The following is a 24,985-nucleotide window of genomic DNA, read 5'->3' on the forward strand; positions in this document are numbered from 1 at the left end:
AGGTTTCCTTTCCATGAGCACAACCACAGCTGTCACAGCATCTGCAGCGCTCCTCACTGCAAGCGCCCACGCCTCCACAGACCTGGATGAACGGGTCAGGGTCAGCACGGACCGGTCCGGTTACGTACCCCCGAGCCTGCCCGACGGCGTCGTTTATGCCACCAGCGCTGAAGAGGTGGTGGCAACCATGAAGCTCGCCGCCGCCCACAACGTCCCGGTGGTTCCCCGCGGCGCCGGAACGGGCCTTGCCGCCGGAGCCTCCGCGCAGGCCGGCGAAGTGGTCCTTGACCTGGCCCGCATGAACCGGATCCTGCACATCGATCCCGTGGAGCAGCTGGCAGTGGTTGAACCCGGCGTCCTCAACGCGGAGGTGAACGCTGCCGCGGGGGAGCATGGACTCTTCTACGCCCCGGACCCGGCCAGCACGGCAATCTGCTCCATCGGTGGCAACATTGCCACCAATGCCGGCGGAATGTGGTGCGCAAAGTACGGTGTGACCCGCGAATCCGTGCTCGCCCTCCGGGTGGTCCTGCCCGACGGCCGGGTGCTGCGGACCGGGCGGAACACCATTAAGGGCGTCACCGGGTACGACCTGAACGCGCTGATGATCGGCTCCGAGGGAACGCTGGGCGTGGTGGTCGAAGCGACGCTCCGCCTGCGCCCCAAGCCCATCCAGACCGCCACCGTCGCCGCCTATTTCCCGGACGTGGACGCCGCCGCGCTGGCTGCATCCGCCATCATCGCCGCCCGGCTCCAGCCTTCGGTGCTGGAACTCATGGACGGCCCCACGCTGGAAGCCGTCGACACGGTGCACGGCACCAACCACCGGTCCAAGGGCGGCGCCTTCCTGCTGGTGCAGACCGATGGCTACGGCGCGTTCCTTGAGCAGGACGTCCTGCTCAAGGCCATTGCCCCCTTCGCCAGCCACGTCGAGAAAGCGGTGGACGCGGCGGCAGCGGACGCACTCGTGGCCACCCGGCGGGAAGCGATTCCGTCCCTTGAGAAAATGGGCCGCGTGTCCATCTGCGACATCGGCGTGCCGCGGAACCGGCTGGCGGATGTCTTCGCGGGGCTGGAAGATATCTCCCGGAAAACGGGCGTCCGGATCTTCAACGTGGCACACGCAGCGGACGGCAACCTGCACCCGATGATCGTCGTTGAACCCGACCAGTCCATTACGGAAGGACCGGCCAAAAAGGCCCTCGGCGACATGTTCTACCTGGCACAGCGGCTGGGCGGCACCCTGACCGGGGAACACGGCGTCGGCCTGCTCAAGCGCGACTGGCTCCAGGACGAACTCGGCGGCATCTCGCTGGAACTCCAGCGCTCCATCCGCAACGTGTTCGACCCCCAGGGGATCCTGAACCCCGGCAAGGCAATCTGAGCCGGACAACCCCGCATCCGCTGCCCTGCTGCGCCGGTTTTCCGCGGCGCAGCAGGACAGGACGCAGGTACCGGTTGGTAGGGCAGGATGGATCCATGACCAAACCTTCGGAGGAACCGGGATCCAAACGGACGTACGACGTCCTGGTGGAGGACATTGAGGCGGGCCTGCGGTCAGGCCGGTTCAAAATCGGGGACCAGCTCCCCGGTGAACGGATACTGGCGGAAAGCTACGGCATCTCCCGCGCTTCAGTCCGTGAGGCCATGCGCCTGCTGGATGCGATGGGGGTCCTCAGGAGTTCCAACAGGTCCGGCCCCAAGTCGGGTGCGGTCATCGTTTCCGAACCCTCGGCCGGCTTGTCCGCCACCCTCCGCCTGCACATTGCCAGCAGCCGGCTTCCGGTGGAGGAGATTGTGGAAGCCCGGATCCTCCTGGAAACGTGGGCAGCCAGGACAGCTGCCAAGCATGACGATCCGGCCGGGATCCAACGCGCCAGGGAACTGCTGGAGGCGATGGATGCCCCGGACATAGAGCCTGAAGCCTTCCATGCCCTCGACGCACAGTTCCACCTGGCCCTCAGCGCCCTGGCCGGCAACACGGTGATTGAAACAATCATGGATTCGCTCCGCGGCTCCATCCGCGGCTACATCAAGGACGCCCTTGATGCCCTGGGGGACTGGCCCCTGGTGCTCGAACAGCTGAGGGCCCACCACCACGCGATCTTTGATGCGGTGGAGGCGAAGGACGCCGAGCGTGCCGCGGAGCTGCTGCGGAGCCACATTTCCTGGCTGTACGAGCAGGCGGCAAACAAGGCCCGCTGAGCCAACTACCGGGCCGGCAGCCCGGACGGCAGGTCCGCCTCCGGGCCCGCCTCGCCGCCCATCGCGGCTACGAGCCGCTCGCGGGCGCGGCCCAGGTGCTGGTCCAGCAGCTGGGCGGCCTCTTCGCCCTGCCCCGCCTCGATCAGCTCCAGGAGCTTCTGGTGTTCGGCCTGGATCAGGGCCGTGTCCAGGAGGTGCAGCGACTGCACCCGGGACATGCACAGGCGTACTTCGGCCACCAGGGATGAGTACATCCTGCTGATCCGCTCATTCCCCACGGCGTCGATCAGGCTGGTGTGGAACCGCATGTCCGGCTCCACCACGTCCAGCGGCGCTCCGGTGGCCAGCGCCGCGATGTCCCGGTTGGCCTGTACCGCCCCGGCCGGCACGGTGCGTGCGGCCGCGAGCCGGCGGAGCACTTCGCTTTCCAGGTACGCTCGGGCCAGGTAGATATCGCGCACCGAATCCGGGCCCAGGTCCGCCACCCGCGCGGTCTTGTGCACGCCGCGGACCAGCAGCCCCTCGGCCACCAGCTTCTCAATGGCCGCCTTGGCGGTGGGGCGTGCCACCTCATAGGACGTGGCCACCTCGGTCTCCGTCAGCGCGTGGGCGGAGGGCAGCTCACCGGAGAAAATGCGCTGCCGCAGGTCTGAAGCCACTGCTTCCACAATCGAGACAGCTGCAATACGGCCGGCCACGGATCTCCGCTCTCAACAGTTCCAACAAGACAAATTTCACCACGCAAGTTCAATCCATTTTGCCAGACAAGTATGCAGACCTCTTGACCTACATGTGTACTTGTTAGACAATCGATGGGTCGTCACGCCGGTGTGGCGCTGCTCACCATCTGGAGTCCCATGTTTCAGCAGATCCTTGACCCCATCGCCGGGTCCCTCCTGCTTTCCGCCCTGTGCGCGGCCCTTCCCCTGGTCCTGTTGTTCGTCCTGCTGGGCGTCTTCCGGGTCAAGGCCGCCAAGGCTGCCATCGCCAGCCTGGTCCTGTCCTTTGTCCTGGCCGTCGCAGGCTGGCAGATGCCCCTGGACCAGGCCCTCAGCGCCACCGCGGCAGGCATCTTCTACGGCCTGTTCCCCATCCTGTGGATCCTCGTCAACGCGCTCTGGATCTACAAGCTCACCGTGGCCACGCCCTGGTTCAATGCCCTGGGCCGCACCATCCGCTCCATCTCCAACGACCTCCGGGTCCTGTCAATCCTGATTGCGTTCTGCTTCGGCGCGCTCCTTGAATCGCTCGCCGGCTTCGGCGCCCCGGTCGCCATCTCCGCGGCGATGCTGATGGCCGCGGGCATGAAACCGCTCAAGTCCGCCGTCGTCTCACTGCTCGCGAACACCGCCCCGGTGGCCTTCGGTGCCATGGCCGCGCCCATCATCGCCCTGAACGGCGTGACCGGCCTGCCGCTGCACGACCTGTCCTCGATGGCCGGCCGCCAGACCCCCTTCATTGCCCTGATCGTGCCGCTGCTGCTCGTCTTCATCGTGGACGGCAGGCGCGGCCTCAAGCAGACCTGGCCCGTCGCGCTGGTGGCCGGCGCAGCGTTCGCCGCCGCACAGTTCGTCACGTCCAACTTCCTCGCCGTGGAACTGACCGACGTGGTGGCCGCGGTGGTCACCGTAGCCGCCGTGCTGCTGATGCTGAAGGTTTGGCAGCCCAAGGAGTCGGTCCGCATGGAAGGATCGGTCCAGGATGTGGCCGTTCCGGCCATGGCCGGCGGGAAGAGTGCGGCCGGGAAGAGTGCGGCAGGCAACGGCACGCAGGAAGGCACGACGGCGGCTGGCCGGCCGGGGAGCGTTCCGGACCGTTCCGGAGTCCCCACGGACAATACCCGCCCGGCGCCGCGCGAGGTGTGGCTCGCCGTCGCGCCCTACCTGATCATCATCGCCGTCTTCTCCATCGCCCAGATCCCGTTCATCAAAACCTGGCTCGGGCAGGTGGGCACGGTGACGTTCGCCTGGCCCGGCCTGCACATCGAGGACTCGGCCGGCAAGGCGGTGGCGGCCACCAAGTTCAAGCTGGACCACCTGAAATCCACCGGGACGCTGCTGCTGTTCTCCGGCCTGCTCACCATGGCGCTGTACTGGATCTCTGCCGGCAAGGGGCTGCGCATCTACGGGGAGACCCTGAAGCAGTTGCGCTGGACCATCGTCACGGTCACCGCCGTCCTGGCCCTGTCCTTCGTCATGAACCTGTCCGGGCAGACCACCACGCTGGGATTCGCGCTTGCCTCGGCCGGCGGCTTCTTCGCCTTCCTCTCGCCGCTGATCGGCTGGATCGGTGTGGCGCTGACTGGCTCGGACACCTCGTCCAACTCGCTCTTTGGCCAGATGCAGGCCACCGCCGCCGCGCAGACCGGGCTTTCGCCGGTGCTGATGGCCGCGTCCAACTCGTCGGCCGGTGTCATGGGCAAGATGCTGTCGCTGCAGAACCTGGCCGTTGCCTCGGCCGCGGTGGGGCTGGAAGGCGCCGAGGGCACGCTGTTCCGCAAGCTGGTCGGCTGGAGCCTGGGCCTGCTGGCCCTCATCACGGTACTGATCGTCCTGCAGTCCACCCCCGTACTCGGCTGGATGGTCCCCTGATGCCTAAACTCGAAGGTTTCCGCCAGGCCGTGGCCGATCCGGCGCAGGTGAAGACCCGCGCCATCGACCTGCACGCCAACGCCCATGATGCCTCGCACTTCCTGCTCATCCCGCAGGCCGTTGTCATGGCCAAGGATGCCGCGGAGGTCGGTGCCCTGCTCCGGGCCAGTGCGGCGCAGGGTGTCCCGCTCACCCTCCGCTCCGGCGGCACCAGCCTCAGCGGGCAGGCCGTCACGGACGGCGTGCTGGTGGACGTGCGGCGCAACTTCCGGGACGTTGAAGTGCTCGACGGCGGCGCGCGGGTCCGCGTGCAGCCGGGGGTTACCGTGCGGGCGCTGAACGCGCGGCTGGCGCCCTACGGGCGCAAGTTCGGGCCGGACCCGGCCAGCGAGGCCGCGTGCACCGTCGGCGGCGTGGTGGCGAACAACTCCTCCGGCATGAACTGCGGCACGGTGGACAATGCGTACCGCACGCTGGAGTCGCTCACGGTGGTGCTGCCGTCCGGGACGGTGGTCGATACCGGGGCGCCGGACGCCGACACCCGGCTGCGGGCGCTGGAACCGGCACTGTATGAGGGCCTGGCGCAGCTCGCGGCACGGGTGCGGGAGAACAGCGATTCAGTGGACCGCATCAGGCAGCAGTTCAGCATGAAGAACACCATGGGCTACGGCCTGAACTCCCTGCTGGACTACCGCCGCCCGGTGGACATGCTGGCGCACCTGATCGTCGGCAGCGAAGGCACCCTGGGCTTCGTGGCGGAGGCGGTGTTCCGGACCATCCCGCGGCTCCCGCATGCCGCCACCGGCCTGCTGGTCTTCCCTGACCTGCAGGCCGCCAACGCGGCCTTGCCGGCACTGGTAGACACCGGCGCCGCCACGGTGGAACTCCTGGACGCGCTCTCGCTCAAGGTGGGACAAACGCTGAAGGGGACTCCCGCCGTCGTACGCGACCTGGCGGTCCGCGAGCACGCGGCGCTGCTGGTGGAATACTCCGCCGGGCAGCCGGACGAGGTTGCCGCGCTGCGGGAGGTGGGCGAACGCGCCCTCGCCGGCCTGGCGCTGGCCGCCCCGGCGCAGTTCACCGCCGACGCGTCCGCGCGGGCGCAGCTGTGGCACCTGCGCAAGGGCCTGTACGCCTCGGTGGCCGGTGCCCGGCCGCAGGGGACCACGGCGCTGCTGGAGGACATTGTGGTGCCGGTCCCGGTGCTGGGCCGCACGTGCCGTGAACTGGTACGGCTGTTCGACAAGTACCGGTACGAAAACAGCGTGATCTTCGGGCACGCGAAGGACGGCAACGTCCACTTCATGCTCACGGACGGCTTCGCCACGGCGGAGGAGCTGGACAGGTACAGCGCGTTCACCGAGGACATGGTGGACCTGGTCCTGGGGGAGGGCGGCTCGCTGAAGGCCGAGCACGGGACCGGCCGGGTGATGGCGCCGTATGTGCGGCGGCAGTACGGGGACGAGCTGTACGGCGTGATGCGCCGGATCAAGGAGCTGTTTGATCCTGCCGGCATGCTCAATCCGGGCGTGCTCATGGACGACGATCCCCAGGCGCACCTGCGCCATATCAAGACGGCGCCGCCGGTGGCCGAGGAAGTGGACCGCTGCGTCTCGTGCGGGTACTGCGAGCCGGTGTGCCCCAGCAAGGACCTCACCCTGACGCCGCGCCAGCGCATCGTCACCCTGCGCGCCATCGAGGCCGCACGGCTGGCCGGCGACACGGCGCTGGTGAAGGAACTGGAAAAGGACTACGACTACGAGTCGGTGCAGACCTGCGCGGTGGACGGGATGTGCCAGACGGCCTGCCCCGTGGACATCAACACCGGGCTGCTGGTCAAGCGGATCCGGCGTTCCGACGCCGGGCCAGTGGCCAACGGCGCCTGGACCGCCGCGGCCAAGCACTGGGAAGGCGTCACCCGCGGAGCCGCACTGGCCCTGACCGTGGTGAACAAGCTGCCGGCCCCGGCAGTGGTGGCGCCCAACAAGGCGGCGCGGGCGGTGCTGGGCACGGACACGGTGCCGCTGTACTCGTCGGAGCTGCCCGGCGGGGGTTCCGTGCGGAAGCGTGCGACGCCGGACGGGGCACCGGACGCCGTCTACTTCCCCGCCTGCGTGGGGACGATGTTCGGGCCGGCTTCGGGGGGTACGTCACCTGGCGGCCCCGACTCCGGGCCCGCTTCGGGCCGGGGAGTCCAGTACAGCTTCGAGCAGCTGTGTGAACGGGCGGGGATCACACTGCTGGTGCCGGCGGGTATCGATTCACTGTGCTGCGGGACGCCCTGGTCCTCGAAGGGCATGGCCGCCGGCCAGGCGACCATGAAGGAGAAGACCCTGGCGGCGCTGCGGGAGGCAACCCGGGACGGCGAGCTGGCCATCATCTGCGACGCGTCGTCCTGCACCGAGGGCCTGCGGCAGGTGGTGGAGGCCGATGATCCGGGGGTGGGCCAGCGGCCGCTGCGGATCGTGGATGCCGTGGACTTCGCCGCCGAGCACATCCTGCCCAGGCTGCCGGAGCACGCAAAGCTCGAGTCGCTGGCCCTGCACCCCACCTGCTCCTCCACGCGGATAGGGATCAACGATTCTTTGGACGCGGTGGCTTCCGCGGTGGCCGAAAAAGTGGATGTGCCGGTGAACTGGGGCTGCTGCGCCTTCGCCGGGGACCGCGGCATGCTCCACCCCGAGCTCACGGAGTCCGCCACCCGGAAGCAGGCCGCGGACGTGGGACAGCTGGACGCGTCCGCGCACGCCTCCTGCAACCGCACCTGCGAACTGGGCATGACCCGTGCCACGGGCCAGGACTACCGGCATGTCCTGGAGCTGCTGGAGGAGGTCACGCGGTAGGGGAGTGGTTGGGCACATCCGCCGGGGGTCTTGGCCGGGGGTCTTGAGCGGTGGGGAGCGAAACCAACCTCAAGAACCCCTTGCAGAATTCTTGAGTGAACCTTGAAGGCCTGTTGAAGAATTCTTAATATGCGTTCGAAAGAGTAAGGCCAAGCCGGACAACTCCGGCTAATGTGCGCTGCCGGTCTCAAAGAGGCAGCGGCGTTTAGGGACTTACTCTGGGGGCACTTTTGTCTGAAGTTTTGAACGCCGGGATTGATGGAAAAGAAGAGAGCGGCGTTAGCCGGCGCAGGGTGGTGGCCGGTGTTGCGTGGTCCGTGCCGGTTATCGCCACGGCCATCGCCGCTCCGGCCGCTGCGGCGTCCGGCGTTTCGGCTGCGGCCGCCATCGACGGCGCACAGTCTTCGTTATCCATTCCCGAGCTGACTGCTCCAGGTCAAGGGCATCCAGCCACGGGACCAACAGGATTCCACATAACGAACAGCGGAAGCCAGATCACCGCGAGCATTGCAGGTTCAATCCGCATTGAACCGATTCCGGCAGCCACCGGTGATCCCGGAGTTGGAGTGCAGTCCCTGACCAACACGACGCTAACTTTCCCTAGTCTCGATGCCAACAACATCTTCACCGGCACTTTCACTATTCCTGGAATGGACAGCAATACAACGGTCAGCATAGGAACAGGCTTTTATTACAAGGGCAAAAAGACGCAACTTCGGAATTTCCTGATGTCCGTCACACTGACCTACCCCGACGGCAAAGTCGAGACTATTTCGACTGACATCAAGCTCATCTAGGTCCGCAGCATTGGTCTGGAAACGTGGCGGCTTGGTCGCAGAAGTTTGTACGAAACCTCGGGCCCGCGTCGCCCTGCTCCACCTCGACGCAACGCAGCCCGTGGTCCTCGAGGGCCCGGCGGCGGTCATCTGGGATCTCATTGACGGCCAGCGGACCCAGCAGGAGATCTTCGCTGAGCTTGAGGCCACCTATGAGGACAAGTCGGGACAGATGCAGGCTCAGGTGGAAGGATTCCTGGCAAGCCTCGAAGCGCAGCGCCTGATCGAGGCTGCAAGCGGAACTTCACGGTAGCCCATGTCATCCACGGAGATTTTGGGCAGCCCCCGTTCGGCCTGGCAGCAGCGCCTGCTCGAGGAGCTCGCAAGGGGCAGCGACCTGCTGTGCCTGGATGTGCTGGGCAGGCGGTTTGTTGTCCGCTGGGGCCACGGGGTCACCTGGCAGCAGCGGGTCGCCATGAGGACTGCCTGGGCACGGTGTGTGAGCAGCGAAAAGCCCGTCCTGCCGCCGGTGCCGATGGAACCTTCGGAGGACAGACCGTTCACGGCGTCCGTCACGGGTGCGTCAATCAAGGTCGACGCCGGGCCCTTCCACCTCGAGGCCGCCTCCTTTGAGGAGCTGGCTGAGAACCTCACGTCCCGGCTAACGGTTGCCGCCATCCTGGACAATGCCGGCGAAATGACCATGCTCCACGCCTGCGGTGTGGGCGACCCTACCTCGGGGGCGGTGGTCGCCCTTGTCGCGAAATCCGGAACGGGGAAGACCACCGCGGCGTCCGTGCTCGCTCGGGTCTATGGCTATGTCACTGACGAGACGGTAGCCATTGCCTGGGACGGCTCGGTGGTTCCATACCCCAAGCCTCTCTCCGTAAAGCGGCAGGCCGGCGCACCCAAGCGGCAGGTCGGACCGGGTGAATTTGGGCTCCAGCACGCACCTGCCATGCCCTTCATCCAGTCCATCGTGCTCCTGAACCGGGTGCCCAATCCCACCGTTCCCGTTCTGGAGAGGGTGCCGCTGGCCGATGCGCTGTTGGCCCTCATCCCGGACTCATCCTCGCAGGCCGAAGTTGTGGAGCCGCTCCAGTCCCTTTGCCGGCTGATCGAGAGCGTCGGGGGAGTGTGGCAGGTGACCTACTCGGAGGCCGCCGACCTTCCGGCAGCCCTGGCACCCCTGTTCCAGGTGCAGCCGCCGTCGGAAGACACGTGGGAACCGGCTGCAGCTCGAGATGGCCAACCTGGACACATTGCGGCCGGCAGCATCCGGCGCTGCGTCCCGAAGGACGCCGTGGCCATCGGTGGTGACCTGTTGGTCATGCTGGACCACGAAATAGTGCGTGTCAGCGGAATCGGACCGGCTATCTGGGAAGCCTGTGCCAGCCCGGCCGGGCTGGACCACATCGTTGAACATGTCGCCGAGGTGCACGGCGCCCCGAAAGGCTACCAAGACGCCGTCGCCGCCGCGGTAGAGCAGCTGATCGCTAAGTCCATCCTGGAGCGCGGCGGAAACTAGGCGCCCGTGCCCGCCGCTAGAGCAGCTGACTGGAAGACCGGTCGCAGGCACAAAAGAACTTGAGTGGAAGGAACCACCATGAGCACCACAACCGCGCCCGCGGAGGCGCCTTCAGGCCTCGACCTGGCGGACTACCTGAGCATCCTTCGGACGTACTGGAAGGCTCTGGTCGCGTTCACCCTGCTGGCTACCTTGGCAGCAGCCGGTTGGACCGTCCTCCAGCCCAAGATCTACTCCTCTGATTCCAGCGGGATCGTCGTTACGCCGGGTTCGGACAACGTGAGCCTCGCGCTCGCCGGTGACAGCCTGGCTAAGGCCAAAGTGAAGAACTACGAGTCCGTCGCAAAATCCCGGCTGGTCGCAGACCGGGTCATCGCGGCCCTGGACCTGAAAACCACTGCTGACGCCCTGCTCGGCACTATCAGCGTCAAGGTTCCGCTGGACACGGCCGAGATCCGGGTGACTGCCCAGTCGGCCGACCCCGCGACGGCCCAGCGCGTCGCCGACGCATGGGTCAAAGGGCTAGCCGCCCAGGTGGAAGCGATTGAGACCGCACCCGCCCCCGATTCCGGCCAGCAGGGCGCCGCAACACCGGACGCCGGGCAGGCGGCAAGCGCTGCAACAGCCGTCCGTGTCCTCCCTCTGGGCAAGGCTGTTCTGCCCAGCAGCCCCACCTCACCCAATACCAAGCTCAATCTTGCCCTGGGCGCTCTCGTGGGGTTGGCTCTCGGTGTAGCCTACGCCCTGGTCCGCCGGCACCTCGACCGCCGCATCCGGAAGGCCTCGGAAATTGAAAGCCGGTTCGGCGTTCCCGTGATCGGAACCCTCCCGGTGGACCACCGCCTGGACGGGAAGAGCACCATCCTGGATGCCGGCACCGCTGCACAGCTTCATGACGCCGGCGGGGCGATGGCCGAGGCCCTCCGGGAACTGCGCACCAACCTCAGCTTCCTCGACGTGGACCAGCCGCCGCGGATCATCGTGGTCACCAGCTCCATGCAGGCGGAAGGCAAGTCCACGGTCACGGCCAATCTCGCCGTCACCATGGCGGCCGCGGGCGAAAACGTGGTGGTGGTCGACGGCGACCTCCGCCGGCCCACGCTGGTGGACGTTTTCAGTCTGGTTCCGGGAGTCGGAGTTACGGACGTCCTCACCGGCACCGCCGAGTTGGCGGACGTCCTCCAGCCATGGGGCGCCCTGCCAAACCTGGCAGTCCTCGGTTCCGGACGAATCCCGCCCAACCCCAGTGAGCTTCTGGGATCCCGGGCAATGCACAACATGCTTAAGGCCTTGGCCAAGGATGCTGTCGTCCTGATCGACGCCCCGCCGCTGCTGCCCGTGACGGACGCTGCTGTACTCTCCCGGGCGGCGCATGGTGCCATCGTGGTAATCCGTACCGGCAAGACCACCCGGGAGCAGCTGGACCAGTCCCTGGGGAACCTCGAGAAGGTCAAGGGCCGGATACTGGGGGCGGTCCTCAACTACGTCCCCACTCGGGGGACGGATGCCTATTCCTACTACGGAACCTATACCTCTGCGGCCTCCCAGACGCCTGCAGCTGGCCTCCCGGAACCGGAGAACCCGGAGGAGTACGAGAGCGTTCCCGAGGCGGCGCCTGCCGGGCGCCGGGTGAAGGTTTAGGCCTGCTCGTGTCCGGCAAGGACGGTGGAGCCCGGCTTGGCATGCCTGAGGGTGTTCTTCTGGGCCACGCCCTGGTGCAGCGGGTTGCGGAAACGCTGGGAATCCGGTCCTTCTTTATCAAAGGACCAGCCAGCGTCGTTCAAGGACTGCGGCAGCCGAAAACGTCAACTGACGTGGATGTCTTCGTTGAGCCCTCGAACCTGGAACAAATGCTGCAGGGCCTGCGGGAACGGGGCTGGCTGGAACGTCCCGTGGATCCTGATGACAGGACGTTCCCAAAGCACTCGGTGACGCTGCATCACCCCGAGTGGCCCTGCTGCATTGACGTCCACTTCCGGTTTCCTGGAATGGAGGAGTCGCCAGCCGATTGCTTCGACGTGATGTGGGAGAACACTGAGATCTTGGAACTTGCCGGACAAGAAGTGCGTGTGCCGTCGAAGCCGCTGGGAATCCTGATTCTGGCACTGCATTCGCTCCGCGCACCCCATTTGCCGGCATCCAGGCGGGAGCTGGAACAGCTTGAACAAGTGACAAGGGAGCATTCGCACGTATCCTTCCTCATGGATATTGCGGCGGCTACCGGTTCCTTGGCGGCCTTACGCCCATTCCTTGAGCCCCTCATCCTTGTAGAAGCACCGGAAACCTGGCCCGAGCCGTCCGTCGAGTGGCGTAATCGTCTTGCCTCGAAGGAACCCGGCAGCGCCCGCCTGATTGCCATCCTGCAAGCTCCATGGCTGGAGAAACCGCAGCTGTTCCTGCATGCAATCTTTCCCCGGCCGGAGGTTCTTCTCGCCGGGAACATTCATGCCGATATGTCCGTACTCGGCCGTCTGGCCCAGCACCGGTCCAGGTGGGGCAGATTCCTGCGCGCGATGCCCGGCCTCGTTAGGGACCTTCGATAGCACGGGACGTCACTCCGTGGCTGACGGGCACTGCCGATTGCTCCTCTTTCAGCGGTGCTTGGGCTCTCCGGAAGGTGGACCAATTGCCGGTTAGCCCACCAAATTTGTTAAGGTTCAGCTATGACTACGGGGAAAACTATCACCAAAGCCGTCATTCCTGCTGCCGGATTGGGGACACGTTTCCTGCCCGCCACCAAGGCAATGCCGAAGGAAATGTTGCCGGTGGTCGACCGCCCGGCCATCCAGTACGTCGTGGAGGAAGCGGTGGACGCCGGCCTCACGGACCTGCTGATGATCACAGGCCGGAACAAGCGCGCCCTTGAGGACCACTTTGACCGCGAGCCGGGCCTGGAGAGCGCCCTGGAGGCCAAGGGGGACAAGGACAAGCTGGGCATGGTGGAGCACGCCTCCCACCTGGGGCCCATCCACTACGTCCGGCAGGGTGAGGCCAAGGGCCTGGGCCACGCGGTGCTTTGCGCCCAGCAGCACGTGGGGGACGAACCGTTCGCGGTGCTTTTGGGTGACGACCTCATTGACGAGGCTGAGGACCTGCTGAGCACCATGATGGAGGTGCAGCAGAAGACCGGTGGTTCGGTGATCGCGCTGATCGAAGTTGATCCGTCGCAGATCAGCGCCTACGGCTGCGCTGACATCACGGCTGTGGAAGGCGAGGACTACGTCCGCGTCAACAGCCTGGTGGAGAAGCCCGCCGTCGGTGAGGCACCGTCCAACCTGGCTGTGATCGGCCGCTACGTGCTGCACCACTCCGTGTTCGGCGTCCTGGAGAACACCGAACCCGGCCGCGGTAACGAGATCCAGCTGACCGATGCCCTGCAGACCCTGGCCGCTGGCGAGGGCGAAGGCTCCGGTGTGTACGGCGTGGTCTTCAAGGGGCGCCGCTATGACACCGGCGACAAGCTGAGCTACCTCAAGGCCGTGATCACCCTGGCGTCCGAGCGCGTGGAGTTCGGTGAGGACCTGAAGACTTGGATGAAGAGCTTCGTGGGGTAGTCCCGTTCTATTGCTTGGGGGAGGTCCGTTGCCAGAAGGCAGCGGGCCTCTCTTTTTTGACAGCACAGGCGACCAGCAGCGCGCCGATGACGGCTCCTGACGTATTTGTCACGATGTCTGACGGGCTTGCAAAGCGGTCGTGGAGAAACAGGAATTGCCCCAGTTCGATGCAACCTGAGACCAGGAGTCCCAATGCGCCGACTTGCCACGAGTGCTTTTTGGGAAATGCGAGTGCGCTTACAATTCCGAAGGGGATAAAAAGTGCGACGTTGGCGGATGCTTCCACGAATTGGTAATTGACCCAGTTGGGAATGCCATGGCGGTAGAGAAACTCCAAGACGCTTGCGAGCTGCCCTGCGACAGGCTGGTCCAAGGGGCTGGGCCAGAATGCGATCAACGCGAGCGGAACCATCATGGCAGCGAGGACGAGGCGCCACAGTCGCTGCTCGTAAAGAATCCTCAAAAGGGCCTCAAGACGTCCGCAGGAGGGCGAACGCTGCGGTCCCCAAGGCTGCGGCGGCCAGGAGGATGAGGAAGGCATAGTGCAACACCTGCGGGTGGGGGAGTGGGATTGATCGGTCGTACTCCCGTGGTGCTCTGCGCCAATGTCTCCCCATAGATCAAATAGATACCACACAAAGCAAAAGGTGGGTGCTCCTCCGTTTCCGGAGGAGCACCCACCTTCTTTGGTGCTAGCAAGCGTTGCCCTTAGGCGGCAGCCTCGGCCTTGGCGCGGCGGCGGACCACCACTACCGAAGTAGCACCGGCAGCAAGTGCGCCTGCACCAACCAAGGTCCAGAGGACCAGGCCGGAGTCGGCACCGGTGTTGGCCAGGCCGCCGGTGTTGGCCAGCGGAGCGCCGCCAGCGTTACCACCGGTGTTTGCCAGTGAAGCAGCAACGGTAACCGTGACCGGGCCGACGGTGACACCGGACTGGGTACCGGTAGCGGTGATGGAGTAAGTTCCGGCTTCGCTGATTGCGATCGGAAGTGCGACAGCGCCCTGGGCGTCAGCAGTAGCGGACAGGTCCTGAGCTTCGGTGACAACGGCGATGCGAGTTGCGACCGCACGGTTACCAACGCCAGCGCCACTAGAAGCAGGAGCCTGGCCCGGCGTAACGCGGATGATCAGCGGCTCACCGGCACGGAAGCCCTGGCCGCGGAAGACGAAGGTTTCGCCCGGGCCTACAACACCGTCGGAAACGGCGGCCTGCGGCGGCAGGGCCGGGTAGGTAGCGGCCATGGCGGGTGCCGAGCCGATGAGTGCGATGGAGCCTGCAAGCGCGAGTGCTGCAAGAGTCTTCTTCATGTGTGTCCCCCCGGAGACGTTTAAGTTTTGATACCCGATTTTGGGGAGTGCCCCCTCTGCACGAGACCATGTGCAGTACTACGGATAGATATCCCGATAAAAAAGGTACCATCCCGGCTTGGTTGTGAGCAATCTCAATCCAGTCGGTTTACATAATGTTAACGCACCAGCCACTCATCCTAGCGGCAAGGCGCATTTTCGTTCGGCAAAGTCACGTCTTTTACAGGCTGGACGGTCGGTGTGACAGCCAAGTTAGGTTCGGTGTGCTGAACTATTTTGCCGAAAGTGAACTCCACAGTCTTGCTCTCGCCCGGCGCCAGCTTTAGGGCGAGTACACCTACGGGACGGTTTGCATGCTGGTAGGGCGCGAACTCGGTACGATGTCCCTCCACCTTTGCTGACTCGATGTTTGCCTGGACGGGACCGTAAGCAACGATATTGGTTTGCACTGAACCCGGCGGCACTCCGAAAAGCCCGCCCCCCGTTACGTAGGTGGGGAGCCTGGTTGCTGCGTCCGCAGGAGCGGTGTTGGTGCTCGTAACACGAACAGTCGTCTCCTCGTAGCCATTTGCTGGACACTCTTTGACCAACTGGACTGTGCGTTTAACGTAGTAGTCCATCTTCGCGCCCGTGCCGTCGTTGAAGTAAACGCCGAACTGAGCGGGTGGGACGCTTTCCCCAGATATGGAACCGCTAACCGGATACTTAGCGATCACACTTTGTTCGGAAGTGTTTGCCGACCAAACCAGGACACGTCCTTCTTCTGCTCCACGGGTGATGCCTGAAATAAGACCCTTTGCTTCTCCCTTACCGCTGGAAAGGGCAGAAAAGACTTCCTTGGCCACTCCCGCGAAATACACGTCCTGCAGTTTTGGTTGCTGGATCTTGGCGTAGACATCTGAGAGGAGAGTGGGGACAACGTTGCTGCCCGTAAGTTCTGTCGGCAAGCCCGCCGCTTTCACAGCTGACAGCTCGGGGCCGTTGATTGCAACTGGTCCTGTTGCCTGGAGGATGTAGCTCAAGACCACTGGGTCAATGGAGATAACACCGTCAACGTTCTGGCCAGTCTTCCTTTCCCACATACCCCGAGCGGTAGCGGCAGCCGTGGGAAAATCAGGTGTGAGATTCACATCTTGCATGTACTTTCCAAGACGAGTGGAGTAAATCTGCTGCTGTTGCTGGTCGACTGGCAGGACGGGGGACATGGTGCCTACGTCGCCGGCGCTGCTCTGAGTTCCGAGGGATAGCCTGCCACGATCCAGCGTCACAACTGCAAGGGCCCCGGGTATGCCACCAGAAGCTCGTGCTTCAGCACTGTTCTGAATCATTAGGAGGTAGTCTTTGGGACCGTCTGCGCCCAGCATTGCGGGAGCGATGGCAGCGGCATCCGCTGCAGACTCGAGGGCACCTGTCGCTTGGGTCAGTTCTGTGGTCGCCTCCACCAATGGGCCGGATACTTGCGGCAAGAGCTGAGCTGTATCAATATCTTGCAGCCGCTCGGAAGATGCTCTAACGCTGTAGGCCGCCGAGGCCACACTTGGGGCTGCAGCCTTGAGGGGGTCTAAATTGCTGCCTGAGCCGCTCGGCATAAGTGCGTCCCAGTTCAAAGACTGGTAAACGTTGACCAATGGGCTCAGGCCAAGACTAGCGATGTCATCAGCTGATCTAGATACCTCGGAAACCGCGCTGAGGTTCGGCCCGACCCACGGTAACCCAGATGCAAGTATCCAGAGCGGGTCCTCCGACGCCCGGCGGGCGGCAGAAGTATGTTCTCGCAGTGTAGAGACAGTGCTCTGGGCGTTTCCTACATCTGAAGCCATAACTTGTTGCTTCAGCTGCGGAATCAGGTCAGCGGCCGCTTCCAGCTCGTTCTTGATCAAAGATGCCTTAAGCCCTAACCAAGCCCCTCCAGTTACGACAAATAAAACGAGAACAAAGATTGGCAGGCCTATTCTTAGCAACTTTCGCTGCCTTTTCCGGTCCCTTCGTCGAATCGAATCAGTGTATGACTCAACGGACTGCCGCTCACCAGGAGTAGACGCACCCACGTTAGGGCCGGCCTAATCCACGGTAGGTCCATCCAGCAGCACGCCATTTGGCCGCGTCCAAGATATTTCTGCCGTCCAGTATCTTAGGCGAAGATACGAGTGCTCCTGCCTCGTAAGGATCCAAATCCCGGTACTCTCGCCATTCGGTCAATAGCAGAAGGGCATCAGCTCGCTTCAGGGCAGCTTCCGTCGATTTTTCATACTGTAGCTCGGGGAAACGACGAGCGGCGTTGGGAAGTGCTTCCGGATCCGTCACGGTGACCACCGCGCCCTGAAGTTGTAACTGTGCTGCGATGCTTAGGGCGGGCGAGTCCCTAACATCGTCGCTTTCAGGTTTAAATGCAGCCCCTAGCACCGTGATGCGCTGGCCCAGAAGTGAGCCACCGCAAAGCTCTCGGGCTAACTCCACCACCCTTGTCCTGCGCCGCATGTTGATGGCATCAACCTCACGAAGAAACGTCAAGGCTTGGTCCGCTCCGAGCTCGCCAGCGCGCGCCATAAATGCTCGGATGTCTTTCGGAAGACAACCTCCGCCAAATCCTATTCCAGCGTTGAGGAATTTGCGGCCAATTCTGTCGTCAAGGCCAATTGCATCTGCCAGCAGCGTCACGTCGGCGCCGGAAGCATCACAGAGCTCGGCCATGGCGTTGATGAAGGAGATTTTTGTCGCCAAAAATGAGTTGGCCGCGGTCTTGACTAGTTCAGCCGTGGGGAGATCTGCGACCAGTCGGGGTGTTCCAGACTCCAGCGGCGTCGCGTAAACGTTATCGAGGACCTGAACGCCGGCATGGTCCTCGGAACCTCCGATTACGCCGTAAACGAGTCGGTCGGGGTTGAGTGTGTCTGCAACAGCGTGCCCTTCGCGAAGGAACTCCGGGTTCCACAGCAAATGCGCCGCGGGCTCTGCGGCTTCAATAATTCCTGCGAGTCTCGAAGCAGTGCCAACTGGGACAGTCGACTTGCCCACCACCACGTCGCCAGGAGAGAGATGGGGGATGAGAGCCGTTGTAGCCGCATCGATATAAGTCAGGTCTGCGGCATTTTCGCCCCTCTTCTGTGGAGTTCCGACGCAAATAAAGTGCACCGCGCTCCCCTTCGCGGCCACCATGTCAGTTGAAAAGGAGAGCCTGCCCGTTTTCTGGACCTCCCTGAGTAAGTCTTCCAAGCCGGGCTCAAAGAACGGGGCACGGGCGGCAGAGAGATCTGCAATTTTACCTTCGTCCACGTCGATACCAACTACTTCGTGCCCAAGTTTTGCCATACAGGCAGCATGGACGGCACCGAGGTAGCCGCAGCCAATAACCGTTATTCGCATTTATTTGTCCTTCCCCGAGGCGGTGATTCAACCGCCAGAGAATTAGTAAGCTCCGGCACCCTGGAAAACGGCACGGAAGGTCTTCATGAGGATAAGAAGGTCGCCAGCCATAGACCAGTTCTCAACGTAGTACAGGTCAAGACGTACAGAGTCTTGCCAGGAGAGATTAGACCGGCCGCTCACCTGCCAAAGACCGGTGAGGCCGGGCTTAACAAGGAGCCTTCGTCTAACATCCTGCTCGTAGGCTTCGACCTCCGAAGGCAGGGGTGGGCGGGGACCAACGAGACTCATTGAGCCCATAAAGACATTGAAGAGCTGAGGGAGCTCATCAAGACTAAACTTGCGGAGGACGCGTCCAATGGATGTAACTCGTGGATCAGCCTTCATCTTAAAGAGCAGTCCACTTCCGTCGCTGCGTTCTTTCAGAGACCCAAGTCTCGCCTCCGCGTCGACGACCATCGAACGGAACTTGAACATCTGGAACCGAGCCCCCTCAATGCCCACGCGATCTTGTTTGAACAACACCGGACCCCTGTCGTCCACCTTGATCAGAACCGCAACGAGCGCCATAACGGGCAGGCTAACTACGATGAGCGAGGCTGATACGACTACGTCGAAGAGGCGCTTTGCTACTCGTTGACCGCCCTCAAGGGTGGGCGTGGTGACATGGATCAGTGGAAGACCGGCCACCTGTTGAGTATGAATGCGTGGCCCCGCTATGTCTGTAAGCGCCGGGGCCATGATCAACCCGACGTTTCGTGACGCCAATTCCCAGCCGAGGTGTCTAAGCGTTTGTGGGTGCAGTTGAACTCCGGCCGAAACAGCCACTGCATCAGCATTACAAGCTTGTATTGCCTCCACTATCGATTTCGCGTCGGGAGCGTTTCCAACGACGGGAAGTCCTGACTCAGGTTCTACGGATAGGTACTCGGAAGTATTCGGCGTATAAACCGCAACAGGTAGGTAGCCAGCGTGTTTGGCCGTTCGGAGAGAGCGAGCCAAGTGCGCTACTGCGCTCGGGCCTCCGAGCAACAGCAAACGGGACATACTTTGTCCCATTTGCCGGTTCACGTTTAGATGTTGCCTAAGTAACCATCGCGCAAGTAGGAGTCCGAAGAGGCCCGCGGGCAAAGCTACCCCCACGTAGCCCCGGGCAGTGTCAAGTCGCAGGACGTATGACACAATCGCGACCAGACCAAACAGCCACAATGATGCGGCGGCCACCCGCTTGTATTCGTCAGGCCCAGCGCCGAGAATACGGCTTTGACGGCTGTTCCATGCCCCGAGCATGATCCACCATGCCACGACCAGGGCAATGGATAGCCAGACGTAAATGGTCTCCTGCCCGGCAATGACGAAGTCCGCTGCCCAGCCGAAGCGGATAACGTACGCGCCGGCAACTGCCCAGATGATTACGAAAGCGTCGATAATCCGTAGCTGGCGACTGCATGTGGATCGCCAGTCGCGCACCTCTTTCACCAATGTCCCCCAAAGAGTAAAGCTTCCGATAACCGAACTACTTTCCAGCGCTAACGGCGAACGCTCTCCGTATGAGCCCGGTACCACTGCACGGTGGAGCGGATACCCTCCTCAAGACCTATGGAAGACTTCCATCCGGCCTCAGCTAGTTTGGATACATCCAACAACTTTCGCGGGGTTCCATCGGGTTTGGATGCATCCCATTCAATGTCTCCCGAATAACCAACAGCAGCCGCGACAATAGAAGCTAGTTCCTTGATGGAGACGTCAGATCCCGTTCCCACATTGACCTGGGAAGGCCCATCATAGTTTTCGAGAAGATGAAGACAGGCATCAGCCATATCGTCCACATGCAGAAACTCCCGCATCGGGGACCCAGTTCCCCAGTTAGTCACTGATTTTTGGCCTGCCTTGGCGGCCTCATCATAGCGTCGGATGAGAGCAGGGAGAACATGCGAGCCCTCTGCGGAGAAGTTATCTCCAGGCCCGTAAAGGTTGGTCGGCATCGCGGAGATCCAGGGCAGGCCGTACTGTCGACGGACCGCCTGCACCTGCATAATGCCTGCAATCTTGGCTATGGCATATGCGTCATTCGTCGGTTCCAAATGACCGGTGAGTAGTGAGTCCTCCCGGATGGGCTGCTCTGCGTACTTAGGGTAGATACACGACGAGCCCAGGAACAGTAGACGTTCAACTCCAGCTTGCCGTGCCGCATCCAGGACATTTAGCTGGATGCGAAGGTTGTCGCTTAGGAAATCTACCGGGTAGGTGTTATTCGCTAAGATCCCCCCCACTTTGGCCGCTGCAAGGATCACATACCGAGGTTGGGTTTGCGTGAAAAACTCAAATACAGCATCCCGGTCTTTCAGGTCTAGCTCAGAGGACGTGCGGCCGACCAGGTTTGTGAACCCTTCATCATGCAACTTACGCCAGATGGCGGAGCCGACGAGTCCCCGATGCCCGGCGACATAAAAGCTGGCAGTTCTTTCGAGCCTTCCAGGCTTGAAACTTATTACATCTTCTGACACTAGTTCTTCCAGCTTTCAAGATTGACGGTGTCGATCCAGTGATTACCGGCGTGCTTCAGAGCTTCGATGTCGGCATCCACCATAATGCGGGCGAGTTCCGGCGTATGGACGGACGCCTTCCAACCCAGCTTTTCCTGAGCCTTCGAGGCATCACCCACAAGAGCGTCGACCTCTGTCGGGCGCAGATAGCGCTCGTCAAAGCGAACATGGTCTTCCCAGTTAAGGCCGGCATGCTCGAAAGAGATCTCGAGGAAGTCACGTACGGTGTAGTTACCGCCCGTGGCCAGCACGAAGTCTTCTGGCTCGGCTGCTTGCAGCATGCGCCACATGCCTTCGACGTACTCGGCCGCGTAACCCCAGTCCCGAATCGCATCAAGGTTGCCCATGTATAGCAGGTCCTGTTTGCCCGCCTTGATGGCTGCCACGGCCCGCGTGATCTTCCGGGTAACGAAAGTCTCGCCGCGCCGAGGAGACTCGTGGTTGAACAGGATGCCGTTCACTGCGAACATGCCGTAGGCCTCACGGTAATTTTTCGTGATCCAGTAGCTGTATACCTTGGCGGCTCCGTAAGGGGAACGCGGATAGAACGGGGTTTCTTCGTTCTGGGGTGGAGGTGTAGCACCGAACATCTCTGAGGAAGAGGCCTGGTAGAACTTAGTCTCAATTCCAGACATCCGCACTGCCTCCAGCAGACGGATCGTCCCCACTCCGGTTGTGTCAGCTGTGTGCTCGGGCTCGTCAAAAGATACGCGCACGTGCGACTGGGCGGCCAAGTTGTAGACTTCGTCGGGCTTGATATCAGCGAGCAGGGTTACGAGGCGCGCACCGTCACTTAAGTCGCCGTAGTGAAGAAAAAGATTGGCATGGGGATCATGCGGGTCTACGTAAAGGTGATCAACTCTGGCTGTATTAAACGTTGAAGCACGGCGAATAAGCCCGTGAACTTCATAGCCTTTGCGAAGCAGGAGTTCGGCAAGGTACGAGCCGTCTTGTCCCGTGATACCTGTGATAAGTGCCCGCTTTGTCATGGTGCCCCCAAGGTGCGAAAAAAATGCCGCGGTTGCCTAGTGGGCCGCGACAATGTCGGTGTTAATACGCACATCATAGCCGCTCGGATCTAGCAGACGCACATGCAGATACTGTTTGGAGCTTGTAATAAAGACGCGTTGGTTGTCATAGGGCAGAGCAGCAGGTAGACAAATCGGGGTGCCGGCTCGTTGTCTCGCATCCCAGCAGGGTAAAGTGGAGGAGCCCTTGCTAAAGACCGGCTGCTTCGCCCTGCTCGGGTTGCCAACCAGGTGAGACGCAAAGCGGGTGACAGTAAAATCTGGATCAAGTTGCCGGGACAAACCTACGAAACTCGGCAATTGGGGGATATGTAGTGCAGCGAAACGAACATGGGGCCGGTGCTCGCGCTTATACCGCGCGACTAGATCTTTCGACGATAGATGTTGGGGGCGTCCCCTTCGCGGTATCCAACCTTGATCATGCTGTGAAATGGCTTGTGAACGTCGCAAAAACAGGCGCCCCGGTCCTGTCGGTCCGCCTTGCCAACTCGTATTGCATCGCGTTGGCGGGCACAGATGACCGGTATCGTCAGCTTCTAGTTGATACTGGGATCAACTTCCCTGACGGAGCTCCAGTTGCGGCTGTGATGAGATGCATACCGGGACGCTCGACTTCCGAAACTACGCGTCCAGGCCGAGTTCGGGGTCCTAGCCTTTTTGAAACAACGCTTGACAGGGGCCGCGACAGCGGATTGAAGCATTTTTTTCTCGGCGCCACCGCGGAGACTCTGGAACAGCTGGAGCGTGCGCTCTCGATTAAATACCCTGGCTTACATATAGCTGGTACCTACGCGCCTCCCTTTGCTCCTCTAAGTGAAAACTTTATCTCTGAATGCGTCACTGCCGTCCAAGGCTGCTCAGCTGACATCGTGTGGGTCGGAATTGGTACGCCGAAGCAGGACTTCTTGACTGCCGAGCTCGCGGGCAAGGTTGGCAAGGTTTGCGTCGGTGTGGGTGCCGCTTTCGACTTTGCTGCGGGAACGGTAGCCGAAGCTCCCGTTTGGGTGCAGAACAGCGGCTTCGAATGGCTGTACCGTTTTGCCACGGAGCCCAAGCGGCTGTGGCGCCGTTATCTAATTGGCAATTTTAGGTTTATCTTGCTCGTTCTGAGACATGAACTACCCACATTGCTTCGCTTCCGGCAGAAGCACTTGAAAAGCTAAGGCGTATCACCAGTGAAGTCAATAGCAAAAAGCATTATCACTCGCTTCATAAGCTATCGTCGTGGGGGTGCCGCTGCCGCCAGGTGGATGGGTGTTGAAGTGGGTAAGAACTGCCGAATTCTAAGCCTTCTATTTGGGTCGGAGCCGTGGTTAGTGTCGATTGGCGATAACGTGACGATCAGCAGTGGCGTCCGTGTTCTTACGCATGATGGGTCCGGTTGGCTCTATCGGGATAAGGAGGGCAGGCGCTATCGGTACGCAAGAGTGCAGATAGGTTCTGAGGTATTTGTTGGCATCGGTTCGATAATAATGCCGGGTGTCCGTGTCGGCGACAGATGCGTGATTGGTGCAGGGTCCGTCGTGACGAAATCCGTTCCTTCAGGTTCCGTAGTAGCGGGAAACCCTGCTCGGCTAATTACGGATTACGAATCTTTGATGACGCGGGTGGCAGGCTGGTCTACTGAAAAATCTATGCATGGCATGTCCTACAAAGATGGGATAAATGCCATCGTAGATCAGGGCTTTCTGCCCGAGATTTCCCTAAAGGGTTAGCGCTGTCGCCCTCCCACAGCGACCATATCCCAACACTTGTTGTGTACGTGAATACGAGGTAATGACTTTGAAAACGAAACGGCCAGCGCCCGTCATATCAGTTGTAACCGTGGTGCGGAACAACCTCGATGGTTTGCGACTAACTACTGCAAACGTTGAGGGTCAAGACTATGCAGATATTCAACATGTCATTGTCGACGGCGCATCCGAGGATGGTACTCCCGCGTGGCTTGATACCTACCGGCCTCGTTTCGATACAAAGAAAATCAGCGAACCTGACGGTGGTCTATATGAGGCAATGAATAAGGGATTGACTCTTGCGACGGGTGACTTGGTTGTATTCCTCAACGGCGGCGACACATTCTGCGACAACCACGTCCTTACATACATAGCTTCGCAATGGATGGATGGCTCGTGGAGTTGGGGCTACGGAGGCATCAATTACATTGACTCGGACCGTCGAAAGCTGAGTTCGTTTAACCTTGTCCCTTTCCAACCGCGTCGCGTGCAACTCGGCCTCGCATATGTCCCGCATCCTGCCACCTTTATGAGTCGGGAACTGTTGCTGGAACTTGAGGGCTTTCGCCCAGAATTTGGCTGGTCCGCGGACCAGGAACTGGGGGTAAGGGCCGCGCTACGGTCCGCCCCCAGGGTTTGGCCTCGACCGATAACGGACTTCCTCGTAGGGGGTGCACACGCCCAAGGTAGCCTCCGTGCCGTAGCCCGACGATACAGCAAGATCAGAACTGCCAATAACCTGGCCGTCTGTCGTTCTGCCGCCATAGATAAAGTATTTACCGAGGTGATGGCAAATTATTGGGAGGGGCGGGCATGGGCAAGTTCCCGATTTAAGTCCCGTGCAGGTATTGATGCGGCGCGGAGCGTATGAGATGTGCGTGCCTGACTACTAAAGAGGTATCGGAATGAACTATGCAGAGTATCAAAGGTTGTTGGAAGCGGATCTTGCCGCTCACGACATTCGAAAGTGGAAAACATTATCGGCTTTCAGGAAGCCTGAGGTGTATTATCAACGCCTGTTGCGCCGCGTGGAGTACTGGAATTCCAAACCGGGCATTTTCTCGCGCTTGGTAGCTACCTTTGCGAAGTTCAGGCTGCAGCGACTATCTGTGCGTACAGGACTCTCGTTTCCTCCGGGAGTTGCTGGCGAGGGACTCTCTATCGCTCACTACGGCAGTATTGTTGTCAACTCCAAGGCGCGCATAGGAAAGTTCTGCCGAATACACTCCGCGACCAATATTGGGGTTGCCAATGGTGGCGTGCCCGTGATCGGCGACTACGTATACATAGGTCCTGGTGCAGTTATTTACGGCGACATCACTATCGGGGATGGTGTGGTGATAGGTGCGAACTCAGTTGTGAATAAGAGTTTTCCGCCGGGCGTTACTATCGCCGGCTCTCCTGCTCGGGTCATCGCTGCGCGTGACTCGTCAACTATAATGCCGGTGTGGTTTCCTAACTATAAAAGCTCAGCTAGGGCTAAGTAGATTTTTCACGGGTACCGGTTTCA

At 61.7% G+C, this 24,985-nt stretch carries 22 protein-coding genes; 14 read left to right on the plus strand and 8 right to left on the minus strand.

Annotated elements, in window-relative coordinates; genetic code table 11:
- Positions 1-13 precede the first annotated feature (13 nt).
- Both AC3IMC_RS16430 and AC3IMC_RS16435 read left to right on the plus strand, forming a co-directional pair.
- A complete protein-coding gene (locus tag AC3IMC_RS16430) occupies positions 14-1,384 on the plus strand; it encodes an FAD-binding oxidoreductase (protein WP_490919700.1) in 1,371 nt (456 codons plus the stop codon).
- 95 nt (positions 1,385-1,479) lie between these two features.
- Positions 1,480-2,205, plus strand: coding sequence for a FadR/GntR family transcriptional regulator (locus AC3IMC_RS16435; protein ID WP_490919702.1), 726 nt, complete (start codon positions 1,480-1,482; stop codon positions 2,203-2,205).
- A 5-nt stretch (positions 2,206-2,210) separates the two neighbouring features.
- Here AC3IMC_RS16435 and AC3IMC_RS16440 read toward each other — a convergent pair whose 3' ends face one another.
- Entirely contained in the window at positions 2,211-2,903 is a 693-nt protein-coding gene (locus tag AC3IMC_RS16440; protein WP_490919704.1) for a GntR family transcriptional regulator, read from the minus strand.
- Positions 2,904-3,062: 159 nt separating this feature from the next.
- Between AC3IMC_RS16440 and AC3IMC_RS16445 the strand changes: the two genes are divergently transcribed.
- The 8 genes from AC3IMC_RS16445 to galU all read left to right on the plus strand — a co-directional run bounded on the left by AC3IMC_RS16445 (position 3,063) and on the right by galU (position 13,497).
- A complete protein-coding gene (locus AC3IMC_RS16445; RefSeq protein ID WP_490919706.1) occupies positions 3,063-4,796 on the plus strand; it encodes an L-lactate permease in 1,734 nt (577 codons plus the stop codon).
- Positions 4,796-7,639: an FAD-binding and (Fe-S)-binding domain-containing protein gene (locus tag AC3IMC_RS16450; protein WP_490919708.1), complete on the plus strand. Its 2,844-nt coding sequence runs from the start codon at positions 4,796-4,798 to the stop codon at positions 7,637-7,639. The genes AC3IMC_RS16445 and AC3IMC_RS16450 overlap by 1 nt, the downstream gene beginning before the upstream one ends.
- Before the next feature lie 242 nt (positions 7,640-7,881).
- A complete protein-coding gene (locus AC3IMC_RS16455; RefSeq protein WP_490919710.1) occupies positions 7,882-8,436 on the plus strand; it encodes a hypothetical protein in 555 nt (184 codons plus the stop codon).
- A gap of 31 nt (positions 8,437-8,467) precedes the next feature.
- Positions 8,468-8,728 carry a PqqD family protein gene (locus AC3IMC_RS16460; RefSeq protein ID WP_490919711.1) on the plus strand — a complete coding sequence of 87 codons (261 nt, stop codon included), beginning with the start codon at positions 8,468-8,470 and terminating at the stop codon, positions 8,726-8,728.
- A gap of 3 nt (positions 8,729-8,731) precedes the next feature.
- On the plus strand, positions 8,732-9,943 hold the full coding sequence (locus tag AC3IMC_RS16465) for a PqqD family protein (RefSeq protein ID WP_490919712.1): 1,212 nt from the start codon (positions 8,732-8,734) through the stop codon (positions 9,941-9,943).
- 78 nt (positions 9,944-10,021) lie between these two features.
- Positions 10,022-11,584, plus strand: a complete 1,563-nt coding sequence (locus tag AC3IMC_RS16470) for a tyrosine-protein kinase domain-containing protein (protein WP_490919713.1) — start codon at positions 10,022-10,024, stop codon at positions 11,582-11,584.
- An 8-nt stretch (positions 11,585-11,592) separates the two neighbouring features.
- A complete protein-coding gene (locus AC3IMC_RS16475) occupies positions 11,593-12,486 on the plus strand; it encodes a nucleotidyltransferase family protein (protein ID WP_490919714.1) in 894 nt (297 codons plus the stop codon).
- 120 nt (positions 12,487-12,606) lie between these two features.
- Positions 12,607-13,497 carry a UTP--glucose-1-phosphate uridylyltransferase GalU gene (gene galU, locus AC3IMC_RS16480; protein ID WP_221386241.1) on the plus strand — a complete coding sequence of 297 codons (891 nt, stop codon included), beginning with the start codon at positions 12,607-12,609 and terminating at the stop codon, positions 13,495-13,497.
- 7 nt (positions 13,498-13,504) lie between these two features.
- Here the strand turns inward: galU and AC3IMC_RS16485 are convergent, their stop codons facing one another.
- The 7 genes from AC3IMC_RS16485 to gmd all read right to left on the minus strand — a co-directional run bounded on the left by AC3IMC_RS16485 (position 13,505) and on the right by gmd (position 21,703).
- Entirely contained in the window at positions 13,505-14,038 is a 534-nt protein-coding gene (locus AC3IMC_RS16485) for a VanZ family protein (RefSeq protein WP_490919716.1), read from the minus strand.
- A gap of 167 nt (positions 14,039-14,205) precedes the next feature.
- The gene (locus tag AC3IMC_RS16490; RefSeq protein ID WP_490919717.1) at positions 14,206-14,805 is read right to left on the minus strand and encodes an LPXTG cell wall anchor domain-containing protein; all 600 of its coding nucleotides are present in this window, start codon (positions 14,803-14,805) and stop codon (positions 14,206-14,208) included.
- Positions 14,806-14,984: 179 nt separating this feature from the next.
- Entirely contained in the window at positions 14,985-16,169 is a 1,185-nt protein-coding gene (locus AC3IMC_RS16495) for a DUF4012 domain-containing protein (protein WP_490919737.1), read from the minus strand.
- Between the two features lie 685 nt (positions 16,170-16,854).
- Positions 16,855-18,168, minus strand: coding sequence for a UDP-glucose dehydrogenase family protein (locus AC3IMC_RS16500; protein WP_490919718.1), 1,314 nt, complete (start codon positions 18,166-18,168; stop codon positions 16,855-16,857).
- Between the two features lie 42 nt (positions 18,169-18,210).
- Positions 18,211-19,734 carry a sugar transferase gene (locus AC3IMC_RS16505; RefSeq protein ID WP_490919719.1) on the minus strand — a complete coding sequence of 508 codons (1,524 nt, stop codon included), beginning with the start codon at positions 19,732-19,734 and terminating at the stop codon, positions 18,211-18,213.
- A complete protein-coding gene (locus AC3IMC_RS16510; protein ID WP_490919720.1) occupies positions 19,698-20,675 on the minus strand; it encodes a GDP-L-fucose synthase family protein in 978 nt (325 codons plus the stop codon). The genes AC3IMC_RS16505 and AC3IMC_RS16510 overlap by 37 nt, the downstream gene beginning before the upstream one ends.
- Entirely contained in the window at positions 20,675-21,703 is a 1,029-nt protein-coding gene (gene gmd / locus AC3IMC_RS16515; protein ID WP_490919721.1) for a GDP-mannose 4,6-dehydratase, read from the minus strand. The genes AC3IMC_RS16510 and gmd overlap by 1 nt, the downstream gene beginning before the upstream one ends.
- 353 nt (positions 21,704-22,056) lie before the next feature.
- On the opposite strand from gmd, the gene AC3IMC_RS16520 reads away from it, so the two are divergent.
- The 4 genes from AC3IMC_RS16520 (at position 22,057) to AC3IMC_RS16535 (ending at position 24,962) form a co-directional block, all read left to right on the plus strand.
- Positions 22,057-22,905 (plus strand): WecB/TagA/CpsF family glycosyltransferase, encoded by an 849-nt coding sequence (locus AC3IMC_RS16520; RefSeq protein WP_490919722.1) that lies wholly within the window; start codon positions 22,057-22,059, stop codon positions 22,903-22,905.
- An 87-nt stretch (positions 22,906-22,992) separates the two neighbouring features.
- Positions 22,993-23,457: an acyltransferase gene (locus AC3IMC_RS16525; RefSeq protein ID WP_490919738.1), complete on the plus strand. Its 465-nt coding sequence runs from the start codon at positions 22,993-22,995 to the stop codon at positions 23,455-23,457.
- A gap of 61 nt (positions 23,458-23,518) precedes the next feature.
- Entirely contained in the window at positions 23,519-24,346 is an 828-nt protein-coding gene (locus AC3IMC_RS16530; protein ID WP_490919723.1) for a glycosyltransferase family 2 protein, read from the plus strand.
- A 34-nt stretch (positions 24,347-24,380) separates the two neighbouring features.
- Entirely contained in the window at positions 24,381-24,962 is a 582-nt protein-coding gene (locus tag AC3IMC_RS16535) for a serine O-acetyltransferase (protein WP_490919724.1), read from the plus strand.
- Positions 24,963-24,985 lie beyond the last annotated feature (23 nt).

The sequence above is a fragment of the Arthrobacter sp. E70 genome, assembly GCF_058266945.1.

Excerpts from the sequence above, each read along its gene's own strand:
- gmd (WP_490919721.1), bottom strand. The coding sequence starts at position 21,703 with ATGACAAAGCGGGCACTTATCACAGGTATCACGGGACAAGACGGCTCG.
- AC3IMC_RS16530 (WP_490919723.1), top strand. The coding sequence starts at position 23,519 with ATGACTTTGAAAACGAAACGGCCAGCGCCCGTCATATCAGTTGTAACC.
- galU (WP_221386241.1), top strand. The coding sequence starts at position 12,607 with ATGACTACGGGGAAAACTATCACCAAAGCCGTCATTCCTGCTGCCGGA.
- AC3IMC_RS16465 (WP_490919712.1), top strand. The coding sequence starts at position 8,732 with ATGTCATCCACGGAGATTTTGGGCAGCCCCCGTTCGGCCTGGCAGCAG.
- AC3IMC_RS16430 (WP_490919700.1), top strand. The coding sequence starts at position 14 with ATGAGCACAACCACAGCTGTCACAGCATCTGCAGCGCTCCTCACTGCA.
- AC3IMC_RS16495 (WP_490919737.1), bottom strand. The coding sequence starts at position 16,169 with ATGCTGGGCGCAGACGGTCCCAAAGACTACCTCCTAATGATTCAGAAC.
- AC3IMC_RS16435 (WP_490919702.1), top strand. The coding sequence starts at position 1,480 with ATGACCAAACCTTCGGAGGAACCGGGATCCAAACGGACGTACGACGTC.
- AC3IMC_RS16500 (WP_490919718.1), bottom strand. The coding sequence starts at position 18,168 with ATGCGAATAACGGTTATTGGCTGCGGCTACCTCGGTGCCGTCCATGCT.
- AC3IMC_RS16450 (WP_490919708.1), top strand. The coding sequence starts at position 4,796 with ATGCCTAAACTCGAAGGTTTCCGCCAGGCCGTGGCCGATCCGGCGCAG.
- AC3IMC_RS16470 (WP_490919713.1), top strand. The coding sequence starts at position 10,022 with ATGAGCACCACAACCGCGCCCGCGGAGGCGCCTTCAGGCCTCGACCTG.
- AC3IMC_RS16485 (WP_490919716.1), bottom strand. The coding sequence starts at position 14,038 with ATGCCTTCCTCATCCTCCTGGCCGCCGCAGCCTTGGGGACCGCAGCGT.
- AC3IMC_RS16445 (WP_490919706.1), top strand. The coding sequence starts at position 3,063 with ATGTTTCAGCAGATCCTTGACCCCATCGCCGGGTCCCTCCTGCTTTCC.
- AC3IMC_RS16525 (WP_490919738.1), top strand. The coding sequence starts at position 22,993 with ATGGGTGTTGAAGTGGGTAAGAACTGCCGAATTCTAAGCCTTCTATTT.
- AC3IMC_RS16535 (WP_490919724.1), top strand. The coding sequence starts at position 24,381 with ATGAACTATGCAGAGTATCAAAGGTTGTTGGAAGCGGATCTTGCCGCT.
- AC3IMC_RS16490 (WP_490919717.1), bottom strand. The coding sequence starts at position 14,805 with ATGAAGAAGACTCTTGCAGCACTCGCGCTTGCAGGCTCCATCGCACTC.